Annotated in this window: 18 protein-coding genes and 1 pseudogene; 9 read left to right on the forward strand and 10 right to left on the reverse strand. The window is 51.3% G+C overall.

The window, feature by feature from the left end:
- Positions 1–2568, reverse strand: coding sequence for an efflux RND transporter permease subunit (locus F5I99_RS11345; protein ID WP_151056090.1), 2568 nt, complete (start codon positions 2566–2568; stop codon positions 1–3).
- Between the two features lie 589 nt (positions 2569–3157).
- On the opposite strand from F5I99_RS11345, the gene F5I99_RS11350 reads away from it, so the two are divergent.
- Positions 3158–4624, forward strand: a complete 1467-nt coding sequence (locus F5I99_RS11350; RefSeq protein WP_151056092.1) for a helicase HerA-like domain-containing protein — start codon at positions 3158–3160, stop codon at positions 4622–4624.
- Between the two features lie 3 nt (positions 4625–4627).
- Here the strand turns inward: F5I99_RS11350 and F5I99_RS11355 are convergent, their stop codons facing one another.
- Positions 4628–5860, reverse strand: coding sequence for a YihY family inner membrane protein (locus F5I99_RS11355; protein ID WP_325062990.1), 1233 nt, complete (start codon positions 5858–5860; stop codon positions 4628–4630).
- A gap of 85 nt (positions 5861–5945) precedes the next feature.
- Here F5I99_RS11355 and arsC point away from each other — a divergent pair, with 85 nt between their 5' ends.
- Genes arsC through F5I99_RS19645 form a run of 4 tightly spaced genes read left to right on the forward strand, consistent with a single transcriptional unit; the run spans position 5946 to position 8250 of the window.
- Complete coding sequence (gene arsC, locus F5I99_RS11360) at positions 5946–6296, forward strand: arsenate reductase (glutaredoxin) (RefSeq protein ID WP_151056094.1); 351 nt, start codon at positions 5946–5948, stop codon at positions 6294–6296.
- Positions 6296–6901 carry an NAD(P)H:quinone oxidoreductase gene (wrbA, locus tag F5I99_RS11365; RefSeq protein WP_151056096.1) on the forward strand — a complete coding sequence of 202 codons (606 nt, stop codon included), beginning with the start codon at positions 6296–6298 and terminating at the stop codon, positions 6899–6901. Before arsC ends, wrbA begins: the two co-directional genes overlap by 1 nt.
- Positions 6898–7266, forward strand: coding sequence for a DUF2069 domain-containing protein (locus F5I99_RS11370; RefSeq protein WP_151056098.1), 369 nt, complete (start codon positions 6898–6900; stop codon positions 7264–7266). The genes wrbA and F5I99_RS11370 overlap by 4 nt, the downstream gene beginning before the upstream one ends.
- Positions 7267–8250, forward strand: coding sequence for a nucleoid-associated protein (locus F5I99_RS19645; protein WP_151056100.1), 984 nt, complete (start codon positions 7267–7269; stop codon positions 8248–8250). It abuts the gene before it with no gap.
- A gap of 55 nt (positions 8251–8305) precedes the next feature.
- Here the strand turns inward: F5I99_RS19645 and mtgA are convergent.
- Positions 8306–8968 (reverse strand): annotated as a pseudogene (gene mtgA / locus F5I99_RS11380) (monofunctional biosynthetic peptidoglycan transglycosylase); the annotation flags it as partial.
- Positions 8969–9065: 97 nt separating this feature from the next.
- Here mtgA and F5I99_RS19650 point away from each other — a divergent pair.
- Together F5I99_RS19650 and F5I99_RS11385 are read left to right on the forward strand one after the other, a co-directional pair.
- Positions 9066–9263, forward strand: a complete 198-nt coding sequence (locus F5I99_RS19650; protein ID WP_225307385.1) for a cation transporter — start codon at positions 9066–9068, stop codon at positions 9261–9263.
- A gap of 45 nt (positions 9264–9308) precedes the next feature.
- A complete protein-coding gene (locus tag F5I99_RS11385) occupies positions 9309–11594 on the forward strand; it encodes a heavy metal translocating P-type ATPase (RefSeq protein WP_225307386.1) in 2286 nt (761 codons plus the stop codon).
- Here the strand turns inward: F5I99_RS11385 and F5I99_RS11390 are convergent.
- Positions 11564–13129, reverse strand: coding sequence for a methyl-accepting chemotaxis protein (locus F5I99_RS11390; protein WP_151056104.1), 1566 nt, complete (start codon positions 13127–13129; stop codon positions 11564–11566). The genes F5I99_RS11385 and F5I99_RS11390 overlap by 31 nt on opposite strands.
- 227 nt (positions 13130–13356) lie before the next feature.
- Between F5I99_RS11390 and F5I99_RS11395 the strand changes: the two genes are divergently transcribed.
- Positions 13357–14325 (forward strand): IS30 family transposase, encoded by a 969-nt coding sequence (locus F5I99_RS11395; protein WP_151054086.1) that lies wholly within the window; start codon positions 13357–13359, stop codon positions 14323–14325.
- 78 nt (positions 14326–14403) lie between these two features.
- Here the strand turns inward: F5I99_RS11395 and mqo are convergent, their stop codons facing one another.
- The 4 genes from mqo to F5I99_RS11415 all read right to left on the reverse strand — a co-directional run bounded on the left by mqo (position 14404) and on the right by F5I99_RS11415 (position 17587).
- Positions 14404–15894 (reverse strand): malate dehydrogenase (quinone), encoded by a 1491-nt coding sequence (gene mqo, locus F5I99_RS11400; protein ID WP_151056106.1) that lies wholly within the window; start codon positions 15892–15894, stop codon positions 14404–14406.
- A 249-nt stretch (positions 15895–16143) separates the two neighbouring features.
- Entirely contained in the window at positions 16144–16581 is a 438-nt protein-coding gene (locus tag F5I99_RS11405) for an Hsp20/alpha crystallin family protein (RefSeq protein ID WP_151056108.1), read from the reverse strand.
- A 129-nt stretch (positions 16582–16710) separates the two neighbouring features.
- Positions 16711–17031 carry an antibiotic biosynthesis monooxygenase family protein gene (locus tag F5I99_RS11410; RefSeq protein ID WP_151056110.1) on the reverse strand — a complete coding sequence of 107 codons (321 nt, stop codon included), beginning with the start codon at positions 17029–17031 and terminating at the stop codon, positions 16711–16713.
- Between the two features lie 76 nt (positions 17032–17107).
- Complete coding sequence (locus tag F5I99_RS11415; protein WP_151056112.1) at positions 17108–17587, reverse strand: low molecular weight protein-tyrosine-phosphatase; 480 nt, start codon at positions 17585–17587, stop codon at positions 17108–17110.
- A gap of 200 nt (positions 17588–17787) precedes the next feature.
- Between F5I99_RS11415 and F5I99_RS11420 the strand changes: the two genes are divergently transcribed.
- On the forward strand, positions 17788–18990 hold the full coding sequence (locus F5I99_RS11420; protein WP_151056113.1) for a M24 family metallopeptidase: 1203 nt from the start codon (positions 17788–17790) through the stop codon (positions 18988–18990).
- Here the strand turns inward: F5I99_RS11420 and F5I99_RS11425 are convergent.
- Positions 18980–21013, reverse strand: a complete 2034-nt coding sequence (locus F5I99_RS11425) for a methyl-accepting chemotaxis protein (protein WP_151056115.1) — start codon at positions 21011–21013, stop codon at positions 18980–18982. The two genes, F5I99_RS11420 and F5I99_RS11425, sit on opposite strands and share 11 nt — an antisense overlap.
- 241 nt (positions 21014–21254) lie before the next feature.
- Entirely contained in the window at positions 21255–21779 is a 525-nt protein-coding gene (locus F5I99_RS11430; RefSeq protein WP_151056117.1) for a DNA-deoxyinosine glycosylase, read from the reverse strand.
- Positions 21780–21788 lie beyond the last annotated feature (9 nt).

A 21788-nucleotide genomic window follows, 5' to 3' on the forward strand; every position in this document is an offset into this window, starting at 1 on the left:
TTATGCCTCCTGTTTGCCGCCAAACAGGCGGTCTTTGTTTTTAATCTGCTCAATAACGGCTGGAAGCACCACGATCGTGACCAGAGCCGATACCGCCATAATCGTGGCCAGGAAAAAGCCGACGGTGATATAAGGTACCAGCGGCGCCAGTAATAACGGCGTAAAACCTATGGCGATTACGATGGCGTTGCGACTTATCGCACGTGAGGGGCCTTTGTAGACCTCATCCACCGTCGCGGGCCAGCTTCCGGTTTCACGGTATATGGCGCGAGCACGTTCAAGGAAGTGTATAGCAAAATCCACTGACAAGCCCAAAGTGAGTGCCGACAACACAGCAATTGGCATATCGTAATCCTTGCCCACCCAGCCGATCAGCCCATAGATAAACAGGATGGTAATACTCAAAGGCAGCATGGCCAGCAGACCCATTTTCACCGAGCGGAACAGCACTACCATCATAATAAGTACCATGACGAAGGCCCCCATCAGGCTATTGAGCATGCCATTAACCATCTCTTCCTGCCACACAACATTGATATAAGACATGCCTGCCCAGTTGGCGCTGACACCTTCAGGTAGCGGGTTGGCGGCGATGTAGTCCTCAACCTGCTGCATCACCCGACTGACATCCTGGTTATCACCACTGCTGAGCTGAAACCACAGCAAGCTGGACAGATAATCCGGCGTAACCATTTTCCACAGATCATCCGGACGATGTGAAGACTGGAAACTGAGCAGTGTCTGCGCCGTGCCCCGGGCCGTCTCAGGCAGACGATACATCGCTTCATCGCCACCGTTCAGCTCACGAAATACCGTTTTAACCAGGGTCGGCAATCCATTGATCTTGCCAATATCGTCACTCTGCTCCAGGGTCAGCATCATCTGATCCATATACTTGAGCACATCCGGATTGAGGAAATATTTGGCCTCTATCTGGGCGGCTTCAACCAGATCCAACAGGTCTAGCCAGAAGTCTTCGTTATCCCGGTCCTGGTAAGAGGCCCGATCCAGCAAAGCCCCCAACTCACTGGTGTAACGGTCAAAATCCTGATCTTCAGCGGCACTGAGCTTTTCGTCTAGTGACGCCCGCAAGGCTGGATCGATATTAGCCTGATCCAGCGCACTTTCCAGTTGCTGCTGTAATTGCTGGTGTGGCGGTACGGCATCTGCTTTTTCCAGCACCAAAAAGGCGTCATAGGTTCCAGAGAAATGGTTATTCATCACACGATCAGCAATACGCAACTGATGATCTGATTTAAACCAGCGCACCGGATTATCGTTGATTTGAATCTGAGTCACACCCCAGGCACTGATCAGTATCACCACCATAAACACGGCCAGCAAGGGTTTGGCAGCCTTGACCGAAAAGCGTCCGGTCCAGGACAACACCCGCCCCAGTAACGAGTTGTCATCTTGCTGAATATTGTGGTCTTTGAGCTGTGCCAAGCGCTTATTTGACAAGCTCATGATATAAGCCGGTACAAATAAAATTGTCAGCACAAATGCCAGCATGATGCCAAACGCCACATGTAAACCAAAAATCTGCACAGGTGGTATCGGGGTAAAAGCCAGTGAGGCAAAGCCGATAGACGAGGTAACCGAGGTAAATAGCATCGGTGTAAACAGATGCCCCATGACATTTTTAAGTGCCTCACGTGGATTTTCACCCGGTTTATATCGGTCTGAAAATTCCGACAGAATATGCACCGAATCCACCACCGCAATTGGCATCAGAAAGATGGGGATCATGGAACTCATGATATGCACACTGAAGCCCTGCCCGATCAGCAGCCCCATGGTAATAATGACCGCTCCCATAGCCACAATCATCGGCGCAGTAATTAACAGGAAACTGCGGAAAAATACCCACATCAACACAAAAATCATCAAGCCAGCCAAGGGCGCCGAGATCGCCATCTGGATGAACATCTCCACCCCGAAAGTGTCTTCCGCTATCGGCAGACCAGCCATATAGAATTCATCCTCACTGTCGAGGGTATCAATAATCGCCTGAATCTCATTTGAAAGCCGATAACTTTCTGATTTATGTGTAATCGGCACATAGATACCTGCGGCCTGGTTATCACCAGATACCAGCGTATTTTGCAGCATCGGCAAACGCTCTACCGCATCGCGTATGGCATCGGCTTCAGCCTGGCTTTCAGGCGGCTGCTGCATCATCCAGTTAAAGCGGATAGACCCCACGCCTTCCTGAGAAATGTCATCTACCAGATTCAGTGCCATCTGATCCTGACGAATCACCCCGTCCAGTGTCAGAATCGATTCAGATAGACTATGCAGGGCAGACAGCGAAGCCGGATTGTAGATCCCGGCAGGATGACTATCATTCACCACCCCAACCACGATCATATCGTGCATACCAAAGCGCTGCTTGACCTCTTCATGGTACAAACGATCCACCTGATCATGCGGCAGCATGTTCTCCGGATCGGTATCCACCTGGATAGAGGGAAGCTGTATCGCAGCGATCACCGCCAGGAATAAAAAGGTCACAAACACCCAACGTGGGTGATTGATGGAAAGCGATACCAGTCGGTCGCGCAGCATAGTCATTTACCTCAGAGTAGAGCTTTGCACAATGACCAGCATTATATATTAGTATTTACTAATATCAATACATTTCGTTAACTCGAGTGCGCTCAGGCCTAATGGGGTCGAGTTTGTCTGACACGCCGTAAACACATCCCTGTGGGCTCAACTGCCGCCATCCGGGCGGCAGATGGTCAGCCAAACCCGACCCCATCAGCCCTCTCAAACTTGGGTGCAGAGATAATGTCTGAAAATGCACTTTCATAGATTGGTATATACGATGTCCCTGCAGTCTTATTCTAATCCGTCTACAATTTGACTTGGCACAGAGTTTCGGCGGGGTGGTGGTATCGCTTTGGTGGGACCCTCTGCCGCCCGGACGGCGGCAGCGGAGCGGTCAGGGATGACGAAAAGCGTGTCACACCAAAGTGATGCCACCACCCCAACGAGGCACCTACCTAACGCGTCACACCAAAGCGATACCACCACCCCAGCATGGCACCAGCACAAACCAGCCCCCCATAGCCATCACCAAATAAAATCTACGCCACAGAGTAAAAATATCTTACACTGCAGAAATCGCCTCTCAGCCACACAGGACGCATAGATGAACCCAGGACTTCTAATCGGTGGTAACGCCCAGCAAATCCACCTGAATCCCCGCTATGCCAATCGCCATGGACTGATCGCCGGTGCCACAGGCACAGGTAAAACCGTGACGCTACAAGTACTGGCTGAAGCCTTCTCCAATATCGGTGTGCCGGTGTTTATGGCCGATGTGAAAGGTGATCTATCCGGGCTTTGCTGTACCGCCACACCCCATCCCAAAATTGATCAGCGTATTGCGGCTATTGGCATGACGGATTACCAGCCAGACTCTTTTCCGGTCGCTTTCTGGGATCTGTTCGGTGAACGTGGCATACCGGTCAGAACCAGCGTGTCCGAGATGGGTCCGCAGTTGCTTGCCAGCCTGATGGAGTTGAATGAAACCCAGGAAAGTATACTGACCCTGATTTTTCAGTATGCCGATGATGAAGGCATGCTGCTGGTTGATTTTAACGACCTGCGTACCACCCTTAACTATGTTGCAGAACATGGCCGTGAGCTCGGCAGTCATCTGGCGGTATCCAAGGCATCAGTCAATGCGATTTTACGCAGAATGCTGATGATTGAACGTGAAGGTGGCCGGCATTTTTTCGGTGAACCGGCGCTGGCACTGCAAGATTTTATTCGCTGTGACCGCAACGGCCGCGGCATGATCAATATTCTCAGCGCGGAGAAACTGATTCACTCCCCGCGCGTTTATGCCACTTTTTTGCTTTGGCTATTGTCAGACCTTTTCGAAACCCTGCCGGAAATCGGCGACCCGGATCAACCGGAACTGGTATTTTTCTTTGATGAAGCCCATCTGCTGTTTAACTCGGCACCCCGCGTACTAGTCAACAAAATTGAACAACTGGTACGCCTGATTCGTTCAAAAGGTGTCGGGGTTTATTTTGTCACCCAAAGCCCGGCTGATCTGCCTGACACCGTACTGGCCCAGTTGGGCAACCGTATTCAGCATGCGCTACGTGCTTACACCCCCAAAGAGCGTAAAGCGGTGAATGTAGCTGCACAGTCTTTTCGCAGCAACCCTGAGCTGGACACGGTCGAGGTGATTTCTAATCTGGGTGTGGGTGAGGCACTGGTGTCTGTTCTCGGTGACAAGGGCGTACCTACTCAGGTTGAACGGGTCTTGATCTGTCCACCCAGATCGCGCATCGGACCTGCGGATGAAGAAACGCGTCAAGCGCAACTGACCGCAGACCCATTACTACGCCGCTACAAAGAAGCTTACGATCCCCACTCAGCCCATGAAGAAATCGAGGCGCGACTGCAAAAAAGTCGACAGCGGCTGGCCGAAGAACAGGCGGCCACTGAAGCGGCCAAAACCCGTGCTGACAGCCCAACCCGCCGCACCAGCAGAACCCGCGAATCAGCCAGTGAAGCTATGCTAAAAAGTCTCGCTCGCAGTATTGGCAGTGGCCTGGGGCGCCGACTGATCCGCGGTGTGTTGGGATCACTGTTGAAGTAGTGACTAAGACTTGGTGTCCTGTACCGAAAACAAAGTTGCCAGATCTATCTCCAGCAGCTCTGTACGGGTGCGGGATAGTTCAGCCAGACGTTCACTCAACTGCAACTCCCAGGGTCTGGCCTCGGGATTGTCCACTGCATCCGGTATAGGCCAGGGCATCAGCGCTCGCAGTTGCTCCAGGGAAAAGCGGTTAAGATCCCGTGCCAGCAGATAGCTGCCCGAATCGGTGCGTCGGATCACATCAGCTTCCAGCAGCAACTGCACATAGCCGTCCCAACGCCCCTGATCCAACCCAGGAGTTTGTTGCAACAACTCCGTATCACTCAGCGCCCGCCCCTGTTGTTGTGCGTACCAAAGCCGGTTCAACACACCCAACACAGTATAGAGATGTGGTTCGCTTCGATTACGCTGGGTAATCTGATAGATGGTCAGTGCCCGGCTTAATTCTGCACCCATTAGAATGATGACCCAGCAGACAAATACCCAGGCCAGGAACATAGGGACAGCAGCAAAGGCACCGTATATCAATTCATAGGACGGAAACTGCGTGACAAAAAAGGCAAATCCTCGTTTTGCCGCTTCAAAGCTTAACGCCGCTGCAACCCCGCCAATAAAAGCATTTTTCAGTGGTACCTGGCAGTTAGGTACAGCCGCATATAACAGCATAAATGCCACTGCAGAAAAAACCACTGGCACCAGTGCCAGCATTCGTCCCTGTCCAACCACTTCGGAGGCCGTGCTAAAAGCTGGTAACGCGGTGATATACGAGGTAACCAATAACCCCAACCCAACCAGGAACGGACCCAGACTCAGTACGGCCCAGTAGAGCAGAAAACTGGAAACGCCTTTGCGCGGCTCACTCACCCGCCAGATACGATTCAGCGCCGCCTCAATATTTTTCATCATCATGATGGAGGTGATGACCAAAAACACCACACCCACCGCCGTTAACCGGCGAGCCTGCGTGGTGAAATCACTCAGGTACTCATGTACAACCTGCCCGGTCGCTGGCACAAAATTTTCGAAAACCCATTGTTGGATGATATCACCCGCCCCCTGAAAAGTCGGGATAGCGGCCAGCATAGAATAGGAGACCGTGACCAAAGGCACCACGGCAAATAGTGTGGTATAGGTCAGTGCCGATGCATTCAAAATACCCTGATTAATGAAGAACTGGCGTATCAGGTCACGGATAAACAGCAGTATTGACGACCCGGTAATTGATTTTATATTCACGAATAGCTCTCGCTGGTTGGTAACTCTTACCCGGAGATATACAATACCCTGCCTGTAAACTCAAACAGGAACCACGGAGAGAGCCATGTCTGATACCCTTATTTACCACAATCCACGCTGTTCAAAGTCGCGCCAGACCCTGCAATTACTCCAGGAGCGAGGTATTGAACCGGAAGTTCGTGAATACCTTAAGCAACCGCTCTCGACTGACGAACTCAAGCAGCTTTTGAGCCTGCTTAATATAGCTCCGCGCGCCTTGTTACGCACCACAGAAGCTGACTATCAGGAAGCTGGCCTAGAGAATCAGACGATCAGCGATGCAGCCATTATCGAAGCCATGGCTCGTTACCCTAAATTGATTGAACGTCCGATCGTCGTGCATCAGGGTCAAGCCCGCATTGGCCGTCCTCCAGAACAGGTGCTGGAGATTTTCTGATGCAGCCTCCCTACCTGTTGGTACTCTATTATAGCCGCCATGGCGCAACAGCCACGCTCGCCCGGCATATCGCCAGAGGCGTGGAACAGGCCGGCATTGCCGCACGCCTGCGCAGTGTGCCTCCAGTTTCCGCTGACTGCGAAGCCACGGCACCTGCCGTCCCTGATTCAGGCGCGCCTTACTGTACCCATGACGATCTGCAACACTGTGCAGGCCTGGCACTGGGTAGTCCCACACGTTTTGGCAATATGGCGGCCCCGATGAAGTATTTTATCGACTCGACCAGTAGCTTGTGGTTATCCGGCGCACTGATCAACAAACCCGCCGGGGTGTTCAGTTCCACTTCCAGCTTGCATGGCGGACAGGAAACAACCCTGCTGACCATGATGCTACCACTACTGCATCACGGCATGATCATCACCGGACTGCCTTACAGTGAGTCGGCTTTAATGACCACGCAGACCGGTGGTACACCCTACGGCGCCACGCATGTCGCTGGTAGCGACAACCAACGCGCACCCGATGCGGATGAACTGAACCTCTGCCAAGCCCAGGGAAAACGTCTTGGTGAACTCGCCCTGAAACTTCTTCGGAGACCTGTATGACCCTAGCTCAGAAAGCTCGCTACAGCCGTGTTGTCACTCTGGTCAGCTACACAGCGCTACTGCTGTTGCTGACGGCCTGGTACCTGGTCATAGCACCTGCCAAGGGTGAAAACCCCTGGGTGATCTGGCTGGTGCATTTTCTGCCGCTGATTGCCTTTATCCGGGTGATTATTCGTGGCGATGCTCGCGGCCATGCCTGGTTGTGTTTCCTATTGTTGTTTTATTTTCTTGGCGCTGTACTCGCCACGCTCATGCCACCCACCCGCTGGCTAGGTCTGGCAGAATCACTGCTGCTGAGCACCCTGTTTACCGGTGCAATGATGTTTGCACGCTGGCAGAGCCAACTCGACCGGGGATTAACCTAAATGCCTGTTACTCATTTTACCATTCAACAAATCAGTAAAACCGATACTCAGCAAGCCAGTGAAGTCACACAAAAAGACGCCGAGTTTTCCACTGAGCAATATGCCCATTCAATCATCAGTGAATTCAAGCGTATTCAGGGGAGTCGCGCCGGGCGTCAGTACGGCACCTTCGGCCCTGAACATCCAGGTTTTAAAGCCTTATTGATGCAATGGCGTGAAGGTCAGATCCCCTTTGCCCGCTTTGCCCAACAGGTCACCCGCCAACTCGGTCTGCAACTTGATGCGCATGAAGAGTTATTTCAGGGTTACCTGTGTTTTCTTGCCGAAACTCTGGAACGAGGAGACCGGCTGTTTATCTTTCATCTACGCCAAACCGCCGCCCTGACGCTGAATCAATCCCTGGAATTACTGGAAACCGATTATATCGAGTTTAGTGAAACAGGCTTCGGTGTCAGTATCGACCTGCAAAGCTTTGCAGACCAGGCCGATAAATGCCTTACCCTGAGTTTCGGACGGGGCGACCGTGGGATCAAGCCGGTGGTGTGCGAATGGCTGAGTTATATAGACACCGTCGATAAACGTGCTGAGACTGAACACTTTCTCGCCCTGGTAGATACCTACTGTAACGACCTGCCTGAAGAAGAAAGCCAGCCCTTGCGCGAAAAAGTGATCGACTACTGCATGGATCAGGACAAAGCCGGAGAAGCGGTGGTGTTCAATGAACTCTCAGAAACGGTCGATCCAGGTCTGGAGCGTTATGTGCGTAAGCATCAGGAGACCCCCAAAGATGAGCTGATACCAGATCGTAAACAGCTGCGCAATTATCTACGCTTTACGGGTAAGAACAACGACCTGTCGATCAGTTTTGCCAGCACCAGCCTGGGGAAAGAAGTGGAATTTGATCCTCAGCAGGAAGTGCTGAGGATTCGCAACCTTCCGAAAACTCTATTACAGCAACTAAAAAAGCTGCATCACGAGGACTAGTAATCTCGGATCTGGCCGATATTTTCTGTAGGTAGGCTTCCCCGCCCAGATTGTGCATCTGTCTGAGGATAAAAGCCTGACGTGCACGCATGTATTGACTGGGCCGGGTCACATCAAAACGAGCAGGTGACGGCAAGGCACTGGCGAGTAGTGCCGCGTCCTCCCAACTGATATTTTCTACCGGCTTCTGCAGCAAGTATTGACTGGCAGCACCCACGCCGTAATCCTGTTTGCCAAACTGCGCAATGTTTAAATAGACCTCCAGAATACGCTCCTTACCCCAAAAAAGTTCCAGTAACACAGACAGCCCCCATTCCAGAGCTTTACGAAACCGGCTGCGCCCTCCCCAGAGAAACATATTTTTGGCCACCTGCTGGGTAATGGTGCTGCCGCCGCCGGCTTGCTGACCACTGCGGTACGCCATGATAGCGGCCCAGGTTGCTTCTATGTCTATCCCAAAGTGATGCGGAAACTTTTGATCCTCCGATGCCATCACAGCCAGTTGCATTGCGGCTGGAATCTGTTCCAGAGGTACCCAATGGTTGCGGGCAAAGTGGCGCTCTTCGCTAAATAATGCGCTAACATTGTGCTGCAACATAAAGGCTGTGGTAGGAGGTGTTATCCAGCGCATGAGCCACAGCATAAGCAGAAATAAAACGCTCAGCAGCAACAGCCAAAACAGCAATTTTCGCAACCAGCGTTTAATTTTTTTACGCATAAGACCCTACTCAATAACCCTGTACAGATAACCCAGAATCTCGCTACAGTGTACACTAAGTACCTAACAAAACAGTTTGCCTAAAACAGGAGATAGTATGGTGGAACATAAACTGAAACTCGATGGTCTTACTTGTGGTGGCTGTGTAAAAGTCGTTAAACAAGCTCTGGAACAGCTCGACGGTATCGAATCCTTCGAAGTTACACAAGACTCGGCCATTATCAATGGCTCAGTAGATCTGGATACGCTGATCGAAACTATTGAAAATGCTGGATTTGAAGCGACTGCAGCCTGATAGTTCCAAACTTTCAGACAGGTAATACCTAGAATAGGAAACATTATGACCGATAGCACCCGACTCGCGCTGCGCGGTATGCGTTGCGCCGCTTGTGTCAGTAGTATTGAAGACGCGCTCAATAAGGTGGATGGGGTGCAGTCGGTCAGCGTCAATCTGGCTGATCGCAGTGCTGATATCCAGGGTCATGCCAAGGTTGAACAACTGCTTAAGGCCGTTGATCAGGCCGGATTCAATGCCACACCAATGAATGCTGATTACGGTGAGACTGAACGTCAGGCTGAAGAGGCACAACAACTGGTACAGGCTAAACGCCGCACCTGGGTGGCCTTGTTACTGGGTGCTCCGCAAATGCTGTTCATGATGACCGGTCTCCTGCCGATGCCGGATGAAGGCAGGCTGATTTGGGCGGTGATCGGCCTGCTGACGCTGGCGATGATGGTTTACTCTGGCGGTCATTTTTTCAGTGGTGCCTGGAAGGCCCTGAAAAACCGTCACGCCACCATGGATACCCTGATTGCCATGGGTACCGGCAGCGCCTGGATCTACTCAACGCTGGTCATCGTCTGGCCAGACTTACTACCCGTTGAAGGACGACATGTTTATTATGAAGCCGCTGCGTTTATTATCGGCCTGGTTAACCTGGGCCATGTATTGGAAACACGTGCACGCGGTCAGGCCTCTCAAGCCATACGAGCACTGATGCAGCTGCAACCCGACAGCGCCACCCTGATTCTGCCTGGCGGCGAAGAAACAACCATGCGCCTGTCCTCGATTCAACCTAGTGACCTGTTACGGGTGAAGCCTGGCGAGCGCATCCCGGTTGATGGACAACTAGCCGGTGGTGAAACCCGAGTCGATGAGTCCATGCTGACCGGTGAGCCACTGCCTATTCTCAAGCACAAAGGAGACTGGCTCTCAGCCGGAACGGTTAATCTATCTGGCAGCATCAAACTGCGGGTACGTAAAGTAGGTGAAGACACCGCACTGGCGCAGATCATTACCCAGGTACGTCAGGCCCAGAACAGCAAACCGGCCATCGGACGACTCGCCGATAAAATCAGCGGCGTTTTTGTACCTGTGGTAATTCTCGTTGCCCTGCTCACCGCCGTTATCTGGTGGCACTTCGGACCTGAACCTTCCAGTGCTTACGCCTTTATTACCGCCATGACCGTACTGGTGATCGCTTGCCCCTGTGCGCTGGGCCTGGCAACCCCCATGTCGATTACCGTCGGCGTAGGCCGCGCTGCTGGCAAAGGTATTTTGATACGCAAGGGTGATGCCTTACAAGAAGCATCAAAACTGGATGCTGTAGTCCTCGATAAAACCGGCACCGTAACGGAAGGCAAACCATCCCTGACCTGTATAGAGCTGATGGATGCGGAAAACAGCCAGATTAACAACACGGATCAGACCCTGTCAGTAGAAGACTATCTGCTTCAACAGGTAGCAGGTATCGAACGCGCCTCTGAACACCCTCTGGCGCACGCTTTGGTAGCCGCCGCTGAAGCTCGTGCTATACGACTCCCTGATAGCGGTTCACCGGACATACATCCGGGACAGGGGATCTCCGAGCAACTGCACAATCAACGCTGGGCCATTGGTAACCTGAAGCTCATGCAAGCGGAAGGCGTTACCATCAGTGCATCGGCAGATCAACGCATTCAAACCCTGTCGGATCAGGGCAATACCTTGGTGATGCTGGCTATCGATGGTCAGTTAACTGCCCTGTTGGGCATTGCTGATCCGATCAAAGAAGACAGTAGCAGGGCTATCAGCCGCCTGCGGGACGCGGGTATTCGAGTCATCATGCTGACCGGTGATAGTGAACGTACAGCCCAGGCTGTCGCCAGACAGGTCGGCATAGATGAAGTTATTGCTGAAGTCATGCCGGATCAGAAAGCCGACAAGGTGCGTGAGCTTCAGGCTGAAGGCTTGCGCGTAGGCATGGTGGGTGATGGTATTAATGATGCGCCAGCACTGGCGCAAGCCAATGTGGGCTTTGCCATAGGTACAGGTACAGACGTAGCCATTGAGAGTGCTGACATAACCCTGATGCGTGGTTCACTCGAAGGAGTAGCCGATGCCATGAGCATCTCTCGGGCTACACTGCGAAATATCTATCAAAATCTGTTCGGTGCGTTTGTCTATAACAGTCTGGGCATTCCCCTGGCAGCCGGGATCCTCTTCCCCATTACTGGCTGGCTGATGAACCCGGCTTACGCGGCCGCCGCTATGGCCTTGTCATCCGTCACGGTGGTCAGCAACGCCAACCGCCTGCGGGTGATGTCTCTCACACCTCAGCGCTTAAAGCGCTCCACCAGCTCATAAAGCTTCTCGGCCGTAATTTCCAGCGACTTGCTGCGCTCGGAGGCGGCCGTGCCCTTTTCCATACTATGCGCGGCCAGATCGTTGATATTCACCACCTGCTGGTTAATGCTCTCTGCCACGCTGGCTTGCTCTTCAATGGCGGCGGCCATCTGTACCGTCATGCCGGCGATAGAGGACACCGAGGCCGATATATCTGTCAGGGTTTCCTGCGTCCGATCCATTTCTGTGGCGGCTGATTCAGCGTCCTGTTCACCTTCACTGGCCAACACCTGAGCAGCTTTAGCCTTCTGCTGCAGTTCATTGATAGTAGACTGAATCTGACCGGTAGACTCACGTGTACGAAATGCCAATTGACGCACCTCATCTGCAACCACCGAAAAACCACGCCCTTGATCCCCTGCACGAGCGGCCTCAATCGCCGCATTCAGTGCCAATAGATTGGTCTGCTCGGCAATTTTTTCAATCAGATCGGTTGTACCGGCAATTTGTTGCGATGCTTCAGACAAGGCCGTCACGGCCCCTGCAATTTCATGTACTTTTTGCTGTAATTGCACGACCGAGGCTTGCGTACCTTCAGCCACTTGTTGGCCCTGTTTGGCCATCTGATCGACATGATCAGCTTGTGTAGCCGTTTCCTGAACATGACCGGAAACCTCGGCAATGGTCGCCGCCATTTCATGCATGGCCGTTGCAACCTGTTCAGTTTCCGTTTGCTGATCCCTGACCCCTTGTGTTGCCTGAGTGGATAAAACATGGGCTTCCGATGCTTGCACTGCAACATCCTGGGCTCCATGTTCCAGGCGTGTAATCACCGTATTCAGGTGAGCCGCATCGCTAAGAATGGACATTTTAAGCTGGCCATACAAACCCGAGTCATCGGTGTAACTGAGCATTGCAGCCTCATCCCGAAAAGCTTGGGGCATTAATGACAGCAGGTTTTTCATATCCCGACGGCTATTAAACCAGATACCGGCATAACCAAGCAGTGCGCCGAGAGCCGCCGTTAACCAAAGCTGATTCAGACCGGCTGCTTGTAATACGGCTCCGAGCAAAACAGCTCCCGCCAGGGAAGCCAGCAAGATACTCACTTCCCGCTTGCGTACACGCCGGTACTTCGGCACGCCTTTACCTGCCTTGAGACGTGTATAAAGTTTTTCCGCACGCGCTATATTTTCCCGGCACGGCTTACGACGCACAGACTCAAAACCGGTAATTTTACCCTGATTGAATATTGGTGTGATGTAGGCATCTACCCAGTAGTAATCCCCATTCTTGCAGCGGTTCTTGACCACACCCATCCAGGGCTTGCCACGGCGAATAAAATCCCACAAGCCTTTAAATGCCTCTGCAGGCATATCAGGATGGCGTACAATATTATGCGACTGACCAATCAGCTCATCTCGAGAGAAGCCACTAATAGCAACAAAGTTGTCATTACAGTCACAGATGGTGCTTTCGGTGTCAGTAGAAGAGATGAGTTGCTGATCTTCGGAAAAGGTGCGCTCTTTCCCACCACTGGCAGTACTTGTATTCATGGTGTGTGTTCCGTTGCAAAGGGGTATTAATTAAAACAACTCCCTTAGATGCATGGTGTTATTATTAATTTAGAACAAAGTAAAGAATATACAACTCTCAGATTATATTAATAAATCCTGAATTCAGATAATAACCGCAACACTCATGTAATGGGCCAGGTCGGAGAGAGGCCAGCTACCGAAATGTGGTAGCCTTATTTTTCGACCAAAAAAAATGAGATCTACACATGAGTTATCGGCAGCTGACCGAGGGACAACGATACCAGATTTCGTCGTTTCTCTCACAAGATTTTTCACAGCGAGAGATTGCAAGAAAACTAAACATTGCACCTTCGACCGTTAATCGAGAGTTGCGACGTAACAGAGATGAAGCAGGTCAATATGACCCCGATAGAGCTCAACAGTACTCATTATTTCGCCGTTTAAAGCCAAAAGCTAAGCGAATATGTGAGAACACAAAGAATGCCGTTGATTTCATGCTCGAACTTGACTGGAGTCCTGAACAGATATCGGCTATTTGCATTAGGATTGGCTACACCGTCAGTCACGAGTGGATCTATAGCTATGTACTGGCTGATTTCAATGAGGGTGGCGCTTTGTTTACCCATCTGAGACATCGGTTAAAACGTTATAAAAAGCGGCTTCACAAGCAGCGGGGCCGTATCCTGGGTAGGCGCTCAATACACGATAGACCTCGGATTATTGATGATCGAGGCCGCTATGGTGACTGGGAAATAGACACGGTCATTGGCAAACAAGGAACGGGGGCTATCGTGACTATTTTAGAGCGAAAAAGCCGCTTTTATTTAGTTAGGAAAGTGACTAGTAAACGTGCTGATGCGGTGGCTGCAGCAACGATAGATATGCTACAGCCTTTTAAAGCTTTGGTTCACAGCATTACCGCCGACAACGGCTTAGAATTCGCTGATCATAAACGCATTGCTCGTGAACTGGATACTGATGTTTACTTTGCAGATCCCTATGCGTCTTATCAGCGTGGCGCAAACGAAAATGCAAATGGACTATTGCGTCAATACATACCCAAGGGCACGGATTTGCGGACTGTAACCCAAGCCCTGATTGCAAAGGTTCAAGTAAGGCTAAATCTGCGTCCCAGGAAAATACTGGGATTCATTCAACCAGACGTAATTTTTAAAGAGCAATTGCGACAGAATATGAGCGGGTGTTGCAGTTAATAGTTGAATTCAGGAATTCTAATATAATCAAGGTGACAGAGGTTGCCTGACAGCAACCTCTGGGATGAATCAAAAATGTCAGGATTGACGATTCAGCTGTAAAATGCTCAAGGTACGCTGACGCACGCTTTTGAGTAATTCGGTATTATCGATCAAAGATTCACCATAAGACGGGATCATCTCTTTCAACTTAGCCTGCCACTCCGGCGTTTTTAGCTTGTCGCCGAAACTGCGCTCCAAAATGGTCAGCATCGCCTGAACCGCAGTAGACGCCCCAGGTGACGCACCCAGCAAAGCTGTCATGCTGCCGTCTGCTGATACGATGACTTCGGTACCAAATTCCAGCTTTCCACCGCCGGCTGGGTCCTTCTTGATTATCTGCACCCGCTGCCCGGCAATCGATAACTCCCAATCATCCGCACTAACATCGGGAAAGAAATTCTTTAAGGCTTCAACGCGTGATTCGTGCGACTGCAGCGACTCACTGATCAAATAACGGGTCAGATCCATATTTTTCATACCGACCGACATGATCGGGCCGATATTGCTAGGCTTAATAGACTTGATCAGGTCCATATATGAGCCGTATTTGAGGAACTTGGTAGTAAAACCAGCAAATGGTCCGAACAACAGGGATTTTTTACCATTCATGATCCGGGTATCCAGGTGTGGAACCGACATGGGTGGTGCGCCCAACGGTGCTTTGCCATACACCTTGGCGTGATGCTGCTCAACAATTTCAGGCTTGGTACAGACCAGCCACTGGCCACTCACGGGGAAACCACCATAACCATGGCCTTCGTCAATCCCTGTCTTCTGTAATAGCGGCAGCGCTCCACCGCCAGCACCCAAAAATACAAAATCAGCTGTAATCGGTGTGACATGCCCATCAGCTTTATTCTGTGCCTGTACTAACCAGCGCCCATCTGGTTGCTTGACCAGAGAGTTGACGTTATGGGCAACCAGCAGATCAAAATCCGGCTGATGCCCCAAATAATCAACCATTAAGCGACTCAGGTCACCAAAATTGACGTCTGTACCATAAGGAACGCGAGTCGCTGCCACTGGCTCACCATCCTTTCGATTCTGCATCACCAGCGGCATCCAGTTGCGAATCACATCCGGATCTTCACTGTACTTCATGTCTTCAAACATTGGATGGGCAGAAAGCAACTGGTGACGTTGGCGTAAAAAGGCAACGTTTTCCTCACCCCAAACAAAGCTACAATGGGGGGCCGTATTGATAAATTGGCTTGGATCGGGTAGGGCCTTCTGCTCAACGAGATAGGACCAGAACTGCAGGCTTTGTTCAAACGCCGCATTGATATTGAATGCTTTGGTGGCATCAATAGAGCCGTCGGGCTTTTTCGGTGTGTAGTTCAACTCGCAATAGGCGGCATGGCCAGTGCCCGCATTATTCCAGCCATCGGTGCTTTCCTGAGCAACATGATCCAGTCGCTCAACCATTATTATTTTGATAGACGGATCCAACTGCTTAAGCATCACACCCAGGGTGGAGCTCATTGCACCTGCCCCGACAAGCAAAACATCGGCTGTTCTTGCGGTCATTTCTATCCTCACCCTTACCCAATAAGAAAGCTGGAATTATAAAGCCTCCAGCAACACAAACCATTCACCTATGGTGGAATATGTCGACAATATTACTCAATAGTGCTGCTTGTTATCATACGGGAAAAAACAGGGCGCTGCATTGCGGAAACTATTTTCACCACCGGAATCGACAGGAAAAAAACGGGCAGTATTTTAATAACTACCCGTTTATTAAGCATTTTTCTTCACTCTTTCAATATAGAATGACTACTCTTCTGACGCAACCTGAATGCGCTTTGGCTGCACTGCTTCACGCTTGGGAATAGTGATCTCCAGTACGCCATGTTTACATTTGGCATGAATTGCATCACCATCTGCCGAATCAGGCAAACTAAAGCGTCGATGGAAAGAACCAAAACTGCGTTCAACACGCTTGTAACCATCTTTTTCGGTTTTGCTTTCCGACTCTTTTTGTCCCTTAACAGTCAGCACACCTGCCTCCATGCTAACCTCAATATCTTCCGGCATAACGCCAGGAATATCGGCAAAAATGACAAACTTGTCACTCTCTTCTTTAATATCGACGGTGGGTGCCCATTCGGCAGTCGCTATGGAGCTTTCCTCGGTATTATCATCGCGATTCAACTCCAGTTCTTTTTGCAACTGTCTAAGCAAGCTCCAGGGTTCATAACGGGTAATAGCCATGATCTGAGTCCTCCTGTTTCACACGAATCAGGGCAGACAGGTGTCTCGCCCTTTCAGTAGTTTGAATAAGGGCGTGAGGAGTCGCTTTCAAGAGGACCGAAAGCGATTTTTTGAATACATCGAAAATAATTACTGTTCGGCACCGGGGGGTAAAACCACCCACTCGGCCTCGTCGAATTCTCCAATTGTACGAATCTCGCAAAAGGGTACCGCACTGCGAATAATCGCGGCAATCTCAGGACTATGCTGACGCTCCATGGCATCACGATCAGCTTTAGTGTCCCACTCAGCAATGGCAATCAGTACTTTAGGATCATCCAGCTTACGATGCAGACGCGTACCACGTGCTCCAGGTGCCTGCTGTATCAACTCACTGGCCCGTACCCAGGCATCAGCATAATCTTCGGCGGTGTAGCCAGGTTTAATATGCACCTCAAACAGATAAAGCATCAGGACTCCGTATTTGCAGTTTGTCGAAATCATTTAAATTCTAGCTGAATTCGATAAACTCGAGAGTTTATAATGGCTACAGGCGTTCTTTTAATACCTTAATCAGTCCGTCTGATGCAGCTTCTATCAGATCAACCACTTCATGAAAACCCGCATCACCCTGTGAGTAGTAAGGGTCAGGTACCCCACGCGACGCCCCCGGAAAGGCATACTCCAGAAACAACGAAAGCACGCCCTTATAGTGGGCGGGTTCCAGCACCCGTAAGTCTGTCAGATTATCCGCATCCATCGCCAATACATAATCAAACTGTTCAAAATCCTCTCGCGTAGCCTGGCGTGCTCGAAGCAGACTGAGATCATAGCCACGCTGTGCGGCCACTTGCTGGCTGCGCCGGTCGGGAGCTTTACCGACATGCCAGGCCGCTGTGCCTGCTGAATCCACGCTGACCTGCTTATGCAGACCTGCAGCCACTAACTTGGCCTCAAAAACCCCCTGAGCGGTGGGTGAACGGCAGATATTCCCCAGACAGACAAATAAAACCGATAATTTTTTCATTTATATCATTACCTTACTATGCTTCCAGGCACCTTAAAAGGGCAAAAATAAAAACCTTCAGATCATTATAAATCAAAACCTTATCAGATGGTTTTACAAAAGAAAAATAAGGCTTGTAGGTGCCCGTCCCGTCTATTACACACAGACAAATAGTTTTGATCCTACACTGAGGTAATCCCTTATTAACTCCGGAGACTACCATGGATTTCCACGCTTACCGCCACGCTTTAGCCAACACTCTGGAAGGCAGCGAATTACCCTTCCCGACTGATGAATTAAGTCTCCGTTTGGCACGCACCCGGGCCCTGATGACTGAAGCCGGACGTGATGCCCTGCTGTTGACCGATCCTGCCGATATTTTCTACCTGACCGGCTATCACACCTTTGAGGTCTCGGTGCATACCGCGTTACTGGTCACGGCTGAACGTGTGGTCCTGCAGGTACCGTCGATTGAGACCGGACCGGCCGTTGTTACCGCAAGGGTGGATGAAATCATCGGTTACCGCTGGGAAGATATCAACGAAGTCATCGAGCCGTTACTGGCCTTGCTGTCTCCCTGCCAGCATATAGGCCTGGATGTGTATTTTGCCGGTTTGCGCTATGCCATCATTCAACCGCTGTTAGACCGTCTGGGCAAAGCACGCTTTCACAATGATGGCGGCGCATTGCTGGATAGTCAGCGTCTGGTCAAAAGCGCAGCCGAGCTAAACTGCCTGCGTGAGAGCGCACGTATCACCGCAATCGGATTACGAGCTGCCGAGGCTATCATCGAGCCCGGCATCACTGACAATGAGGTAGCTGCCGAGGGCTCACGTGCCCTGCTCGCGGCGGGCAGCGAGTTCATGAGCCTGCAGCCAATCGTGACCAGCGGTCAGCGCATCAGCGTGATACACGTCAATCATAAACGCACAGTTATTGAAGCAGGTGACCCGGTTTTCCTTGAATTTGGTTCAGCCTACCAGCGCTATACCGCGCCGATGATGCGCACCGCCGTAGCAGGCAGAGCCACAACGCAGATGCACCAGGTCGCCGAAGTGTGCCGAAGCCTCTATGCCGCCCTGAAAGAAACCATGCACCCTGGCAATACCTTTGATGATGCAGCCCAGGCTGCCGAAGCGGCCCTTGCTCCCTATGCGGATCGACTATTTTTCTCTGGCGTATTCGGCTACTCGGTAGGCGCGCAGTTCCCGCCCAGTTGGGTTGAAGGCACCGGCTATATCGCCCGCGGCCTCACCCGCCGTTTTGAGGAAAACATGGTATTCCACCTCCCCCTGTGTCTTCGCCTGCCTGGGGAGTGGGGTATTGGCCTCAGTGACACAGTGCAGGTCACTGCCAAGGGGGGTGTAGCCATCACCGACAATGACTGGCAGATCAACGAACGGGGTGGACAGATTAAACCTTAAACGTACCCAACACCTGCTTCAGTTGCGCTGTCATTGCGGCCATCTCCTTGCTTGCAGCCACCACCTGCTCGGCGCCCTGCGCCGTCTGCTCACTCACCCCGCTGATCGTCAGGATGTTGTTGTCAATTGCACTGGCCACACCCGCCTGCTCACCGGAGGCACTGGAAATCTGCTCATTCATCTCTACAATCGTATGCACAGACGAAGAAATACTCTGTAACGCCGCCCCGACCCTGCCGGACTCCGCTACCGTATGCCTTGCCAGTTGCTGACTGCTCTGCATCACCTTAACGGACTCGCTGACACCCTGATGCAGTCCCGCTACCATTTTATCGATATCTTCAGCTGACTGGTGTGTACGCTGAGCCAGGACTCGCACCTCATCGGCGACAACCGCGAAGCCCCTGCCTTGATCACCGGCTCGTGCCGCTTCAATCGCTGCATTAAGTGCCAGCAGGTTGGTTTGCTCTGCCACCCCCTTGATTACCTCAAGCACCTGGGTGATCTGATGACTATCCGCCTCCAGACTATTGATCACCGCAACCGATCTTTCTATCTCTTCAGCCAGCGCCTCGATGCGCCCCAGAACGCTACTAACCTGCTGATGTCCCTGGTGCGTATGCTCATCAGCCTGAACGGCAGCGGCCAGTGCCTCTGTACCGAAGCGTGAGACTTCCGCCACAGACAGTGTCATCTGATTCATAGCCACAGCCACCTGCTCGGTCTCGTCACGCTGCCCCTGAATGGCGGCACGGCTTTCAATGGAAATACTCTCCACCTGTCCCGCTTTTTCAAATACCTGCTGTGCCGTTGCGTGCACCTCGGTGATCAGATTATGCACCCGTTCGGTCATACGATTGAACTCCAGGGTAAGGGCTGACATTTCATCACGTGTTTCCGATTTAACCCGCACAGTCATATCCCCTTCAGCAATGCTGCGGCTGGCGTGCCAGATACGATTGATAGACGTCTGAACTGACAGGTAGAAACCTGAATACAGGTAGATTATCAGTAACAGCACAACAGCCAGCGTGGCAAGTAAGAGGTAAAGCTGCCGACTATCGGTAGCCAAACGCTGCTCAAGCAGCTGATTAACCTGTGGCAGTAATGCCTGACTCAATTGATGCAGGAAATCAATATCTCGGCTGGTGCTGCTGAAATACTGCTGCCAGGGTAATTCCAGAGACATTGCCATTATTACCTCTTCATCCATTCTGTCACGCACTGTCAACAAGGATGCGTCTGCACTGATCGCTAATGGCTCAAGCTCGGAGGCGCGGGTATAAACTGGCTCTACTGCCAGAGCCATCACCTGGTGCAGATCATGCTGGGCGTCGCTAAGACCATCAAAAATCATATTAAGACGATCACTGAGACTGGATTCCATAAAGTCGCCATTCAGAGCATACACCCCGTAGCTGCGACTTCGTCCCATCAGTTCAAGTCCGGAAGACAGCTCCCGCACTACCAGATTAACCAGATTCAGCACAGTTTCACTGGGATCCTTGGTCAAACCGCTCACCTGCGCAATAGAGCGCTGCAGGCGCAACAGATCACTGACAAAGTCATGATAAACATTAAACTGTGCATCAATCGCACCCTGATTACTGGCTCCCTCACTGCTCAGCCGTTGCCAGTGCTGAACCACTGTATCCAGATTTGTCTGTATCGGCGCCTGTTTAATCAAAGCTGATGTGGAAGACTGGAGGGGTCGTAGATGTTCAACTACCTCAGAACGTTGCTGTTCGATTAGAGCGCCAAGTTCAGCCAGGTCACGATAGTGCTCAACCGCCCGCAGATCCCGATAACGCTCGGCAGACTGAATCAATCGGGAAGTCTGCTGCAGCAGTACAACGCCCTCCTTTTCCAGCGCAGTGACAGCGAGTCCCTGATAAGCCTGACTAATCAGACTATAACTCATGACCGATAATGGCAGCAGAAACAGCAGACTGATCAAACCGAATTTATAGATATATCCAAGTTGGTTCATCAGATAAACAGCAGGGTATAAAAAGCTTTTCACGGTAAGCTCCAAACGTGACACATTGGCATAATCCAATGTGAAACAACGTTTTTTTTATTATTGTGGTGTGCACGATCGATTACCTGATTCCAGAGATCATTACACTAATGCCTAGCATGGATGTTAACGAACCCCGGTCTGGTGAGCTATGACGGAAAAGGTCAGTGATTAAAGCCTGCTGACGTTAAGTGTCAGTCGAACTTTGTGGGTAGTGTTTTAATGAACAGGGAGGACGGTTGAACTAGGGCTGCCTGCTTAAGGCATCTGCCACAACTTGCCATGCATCCAGTTTCGCCTGAAAAGACAGGCTGGCATGCGCCGGGCTGGTAGAGGGTAAGCGCTGACAATGCAGGGATTGCAAAGCCAAGGGCTTGAGCACATAACGTCTGAAACTCTTCCAGGCTTTTTTACCATTACAAAATACCGAGTCTATTTGTGGATAGCACGCAAAAAAACGCTCGAAATCATTGGGCACTTCTGAAGTCAGGCAAATGGCTGTATCCAGGCTCCCCTGTCGCTGACAGGCCTGTAACACATCCCAGACAGCCACACCACGAGCCTGCAGCTCCGCCACTCGCTGGGCATAAGGCAAGGCCAGATCAAATTCAAACAGTTTGGCCATGATCGGCCAGAAGCTATTGCGGGGATGGGCATAATAAGCCTGGGCACGAATCGAAGCCTCACCTGGCATACTGCCCAGAATGAGGACCCGTGCCCCTTCAGCCACTAAGGGTGGGAACCCTTGAATAACCGGTAGCTTATCCATTGCTAAACA

The organism is Nitrincola iocasae, assembly GCF_008727795.1.
GTDB lineage: Bacteria > Pseudomonadota > Gammaproteobacteria > Pseudomonadales > Balneatricaceae > Nitrincola > Nitrincola iocasae.

Coding starts and splice junctions, on each gene's coding strand:
- F5I99_RS11430 (WP_151056117.1), bottom strand. CDS start 21,779: ATGGATAAGCTACCGGTTATTCAAGGGTTCCCACCCTTAGTGGCTGAA.
- F5I99_RS11390 (WP_151056104.1), bottom strand. CDS start 13,129: ATGAATACAAGTACTGCCAGTGGTGGGAAAGAGCGCACCTTTTCCGAA.
- F5I99_RS11385 (WP_225307386.1), top strand. CDS start 9,309: ATGACCGATAGCACCCGACTCGCGCTGCGCGGTATGCGTTGCGCCGCT.
- mqo (WP_151056106.1), bottom strand. CDS start 15,894: ATGACCGCAAGAACAGCCGATGTTTTGCTTGTCGGGGCAGGTGCAATG.
- arsC (WP_151056094.1), top strand. CDS start 5,946: ATGTCTGATACCCTTATTTACCACAATCCACGCTGTTCAAAGTCGCGC.
- wrbA (WP_151056096.1), top strand. CDS start 6,296: ATGCAGCCTCCCTACCTGTTGGTACTCTATTATAGCCGCCATGGCGCA.
- F5I99_RS11405 (WP_151056108.1), bottom strand. CDS start 16,581: ATGGCTATTACCCGTTATGAACCCTGGAGCTTGCTTAGACAGTTGCAA.
- F5I99_RS19645 (WP_151056100.1), top strand. CDS start 7,267: ATGCCTGTTACTCATTTTACCATTCAACAAATCAGTAAAACCGATACT.
- F5I99_RS19650 (WP_225307385.1), top strand. CDS start 9,066: ATGGTGGAACATAAACTGAAACTCGATGGTCTTACTTGTGGTGGCTGT.
- F5I99_RS11370 (WP_151056098.1), top strand. CDS start 6,898: ATGACCCTAGCTCAGAAAGCTCGCTACAGCCGTGTTGTCACTCTGGTC.
- F5I99_RS11345 (WP_151056090.1), bottom strand. CDS start 2,568: ATGCTGCGCGACCGACTGGTATCGCTTTCCATCAATCACCCACGTTGG.
- F5I99_RS11410 (WP_151056110.1), bottom strand. CDS start 17,031: ATGCTTTATCTGTTTGAGGTGCATATTAAACCTGGCTACACCGCCGAA.
- F5I99_RS11420 (WP_151056113.1), top strand. CDS start 17,788: ATGGATTTCCACGCTTACCGCCACGCTTTAGCCAACACTCTGGAAGGC.
- F5I99_RS11350 (WP_151056092.1), top strand. CDS start 3,158: ATGAACCCAGGACTTCTAATCGGTGGTAACGCCCAGCAAATCCACCTG.
- F5I99_RS11395 (WP_151054086.1), top strand. CDS start 13,357: ATGAGTTATCGGCAGCTGACCGAGGGACAACGATACCAGATTTCGTCG.
- F5I99_RS11415 (WP_151056112.1), bottom strand. CDS start 17,587: ATGAAAAAATTATCGGTTTTATTTGTCTGTCTGGGGAATATCTGCCGT.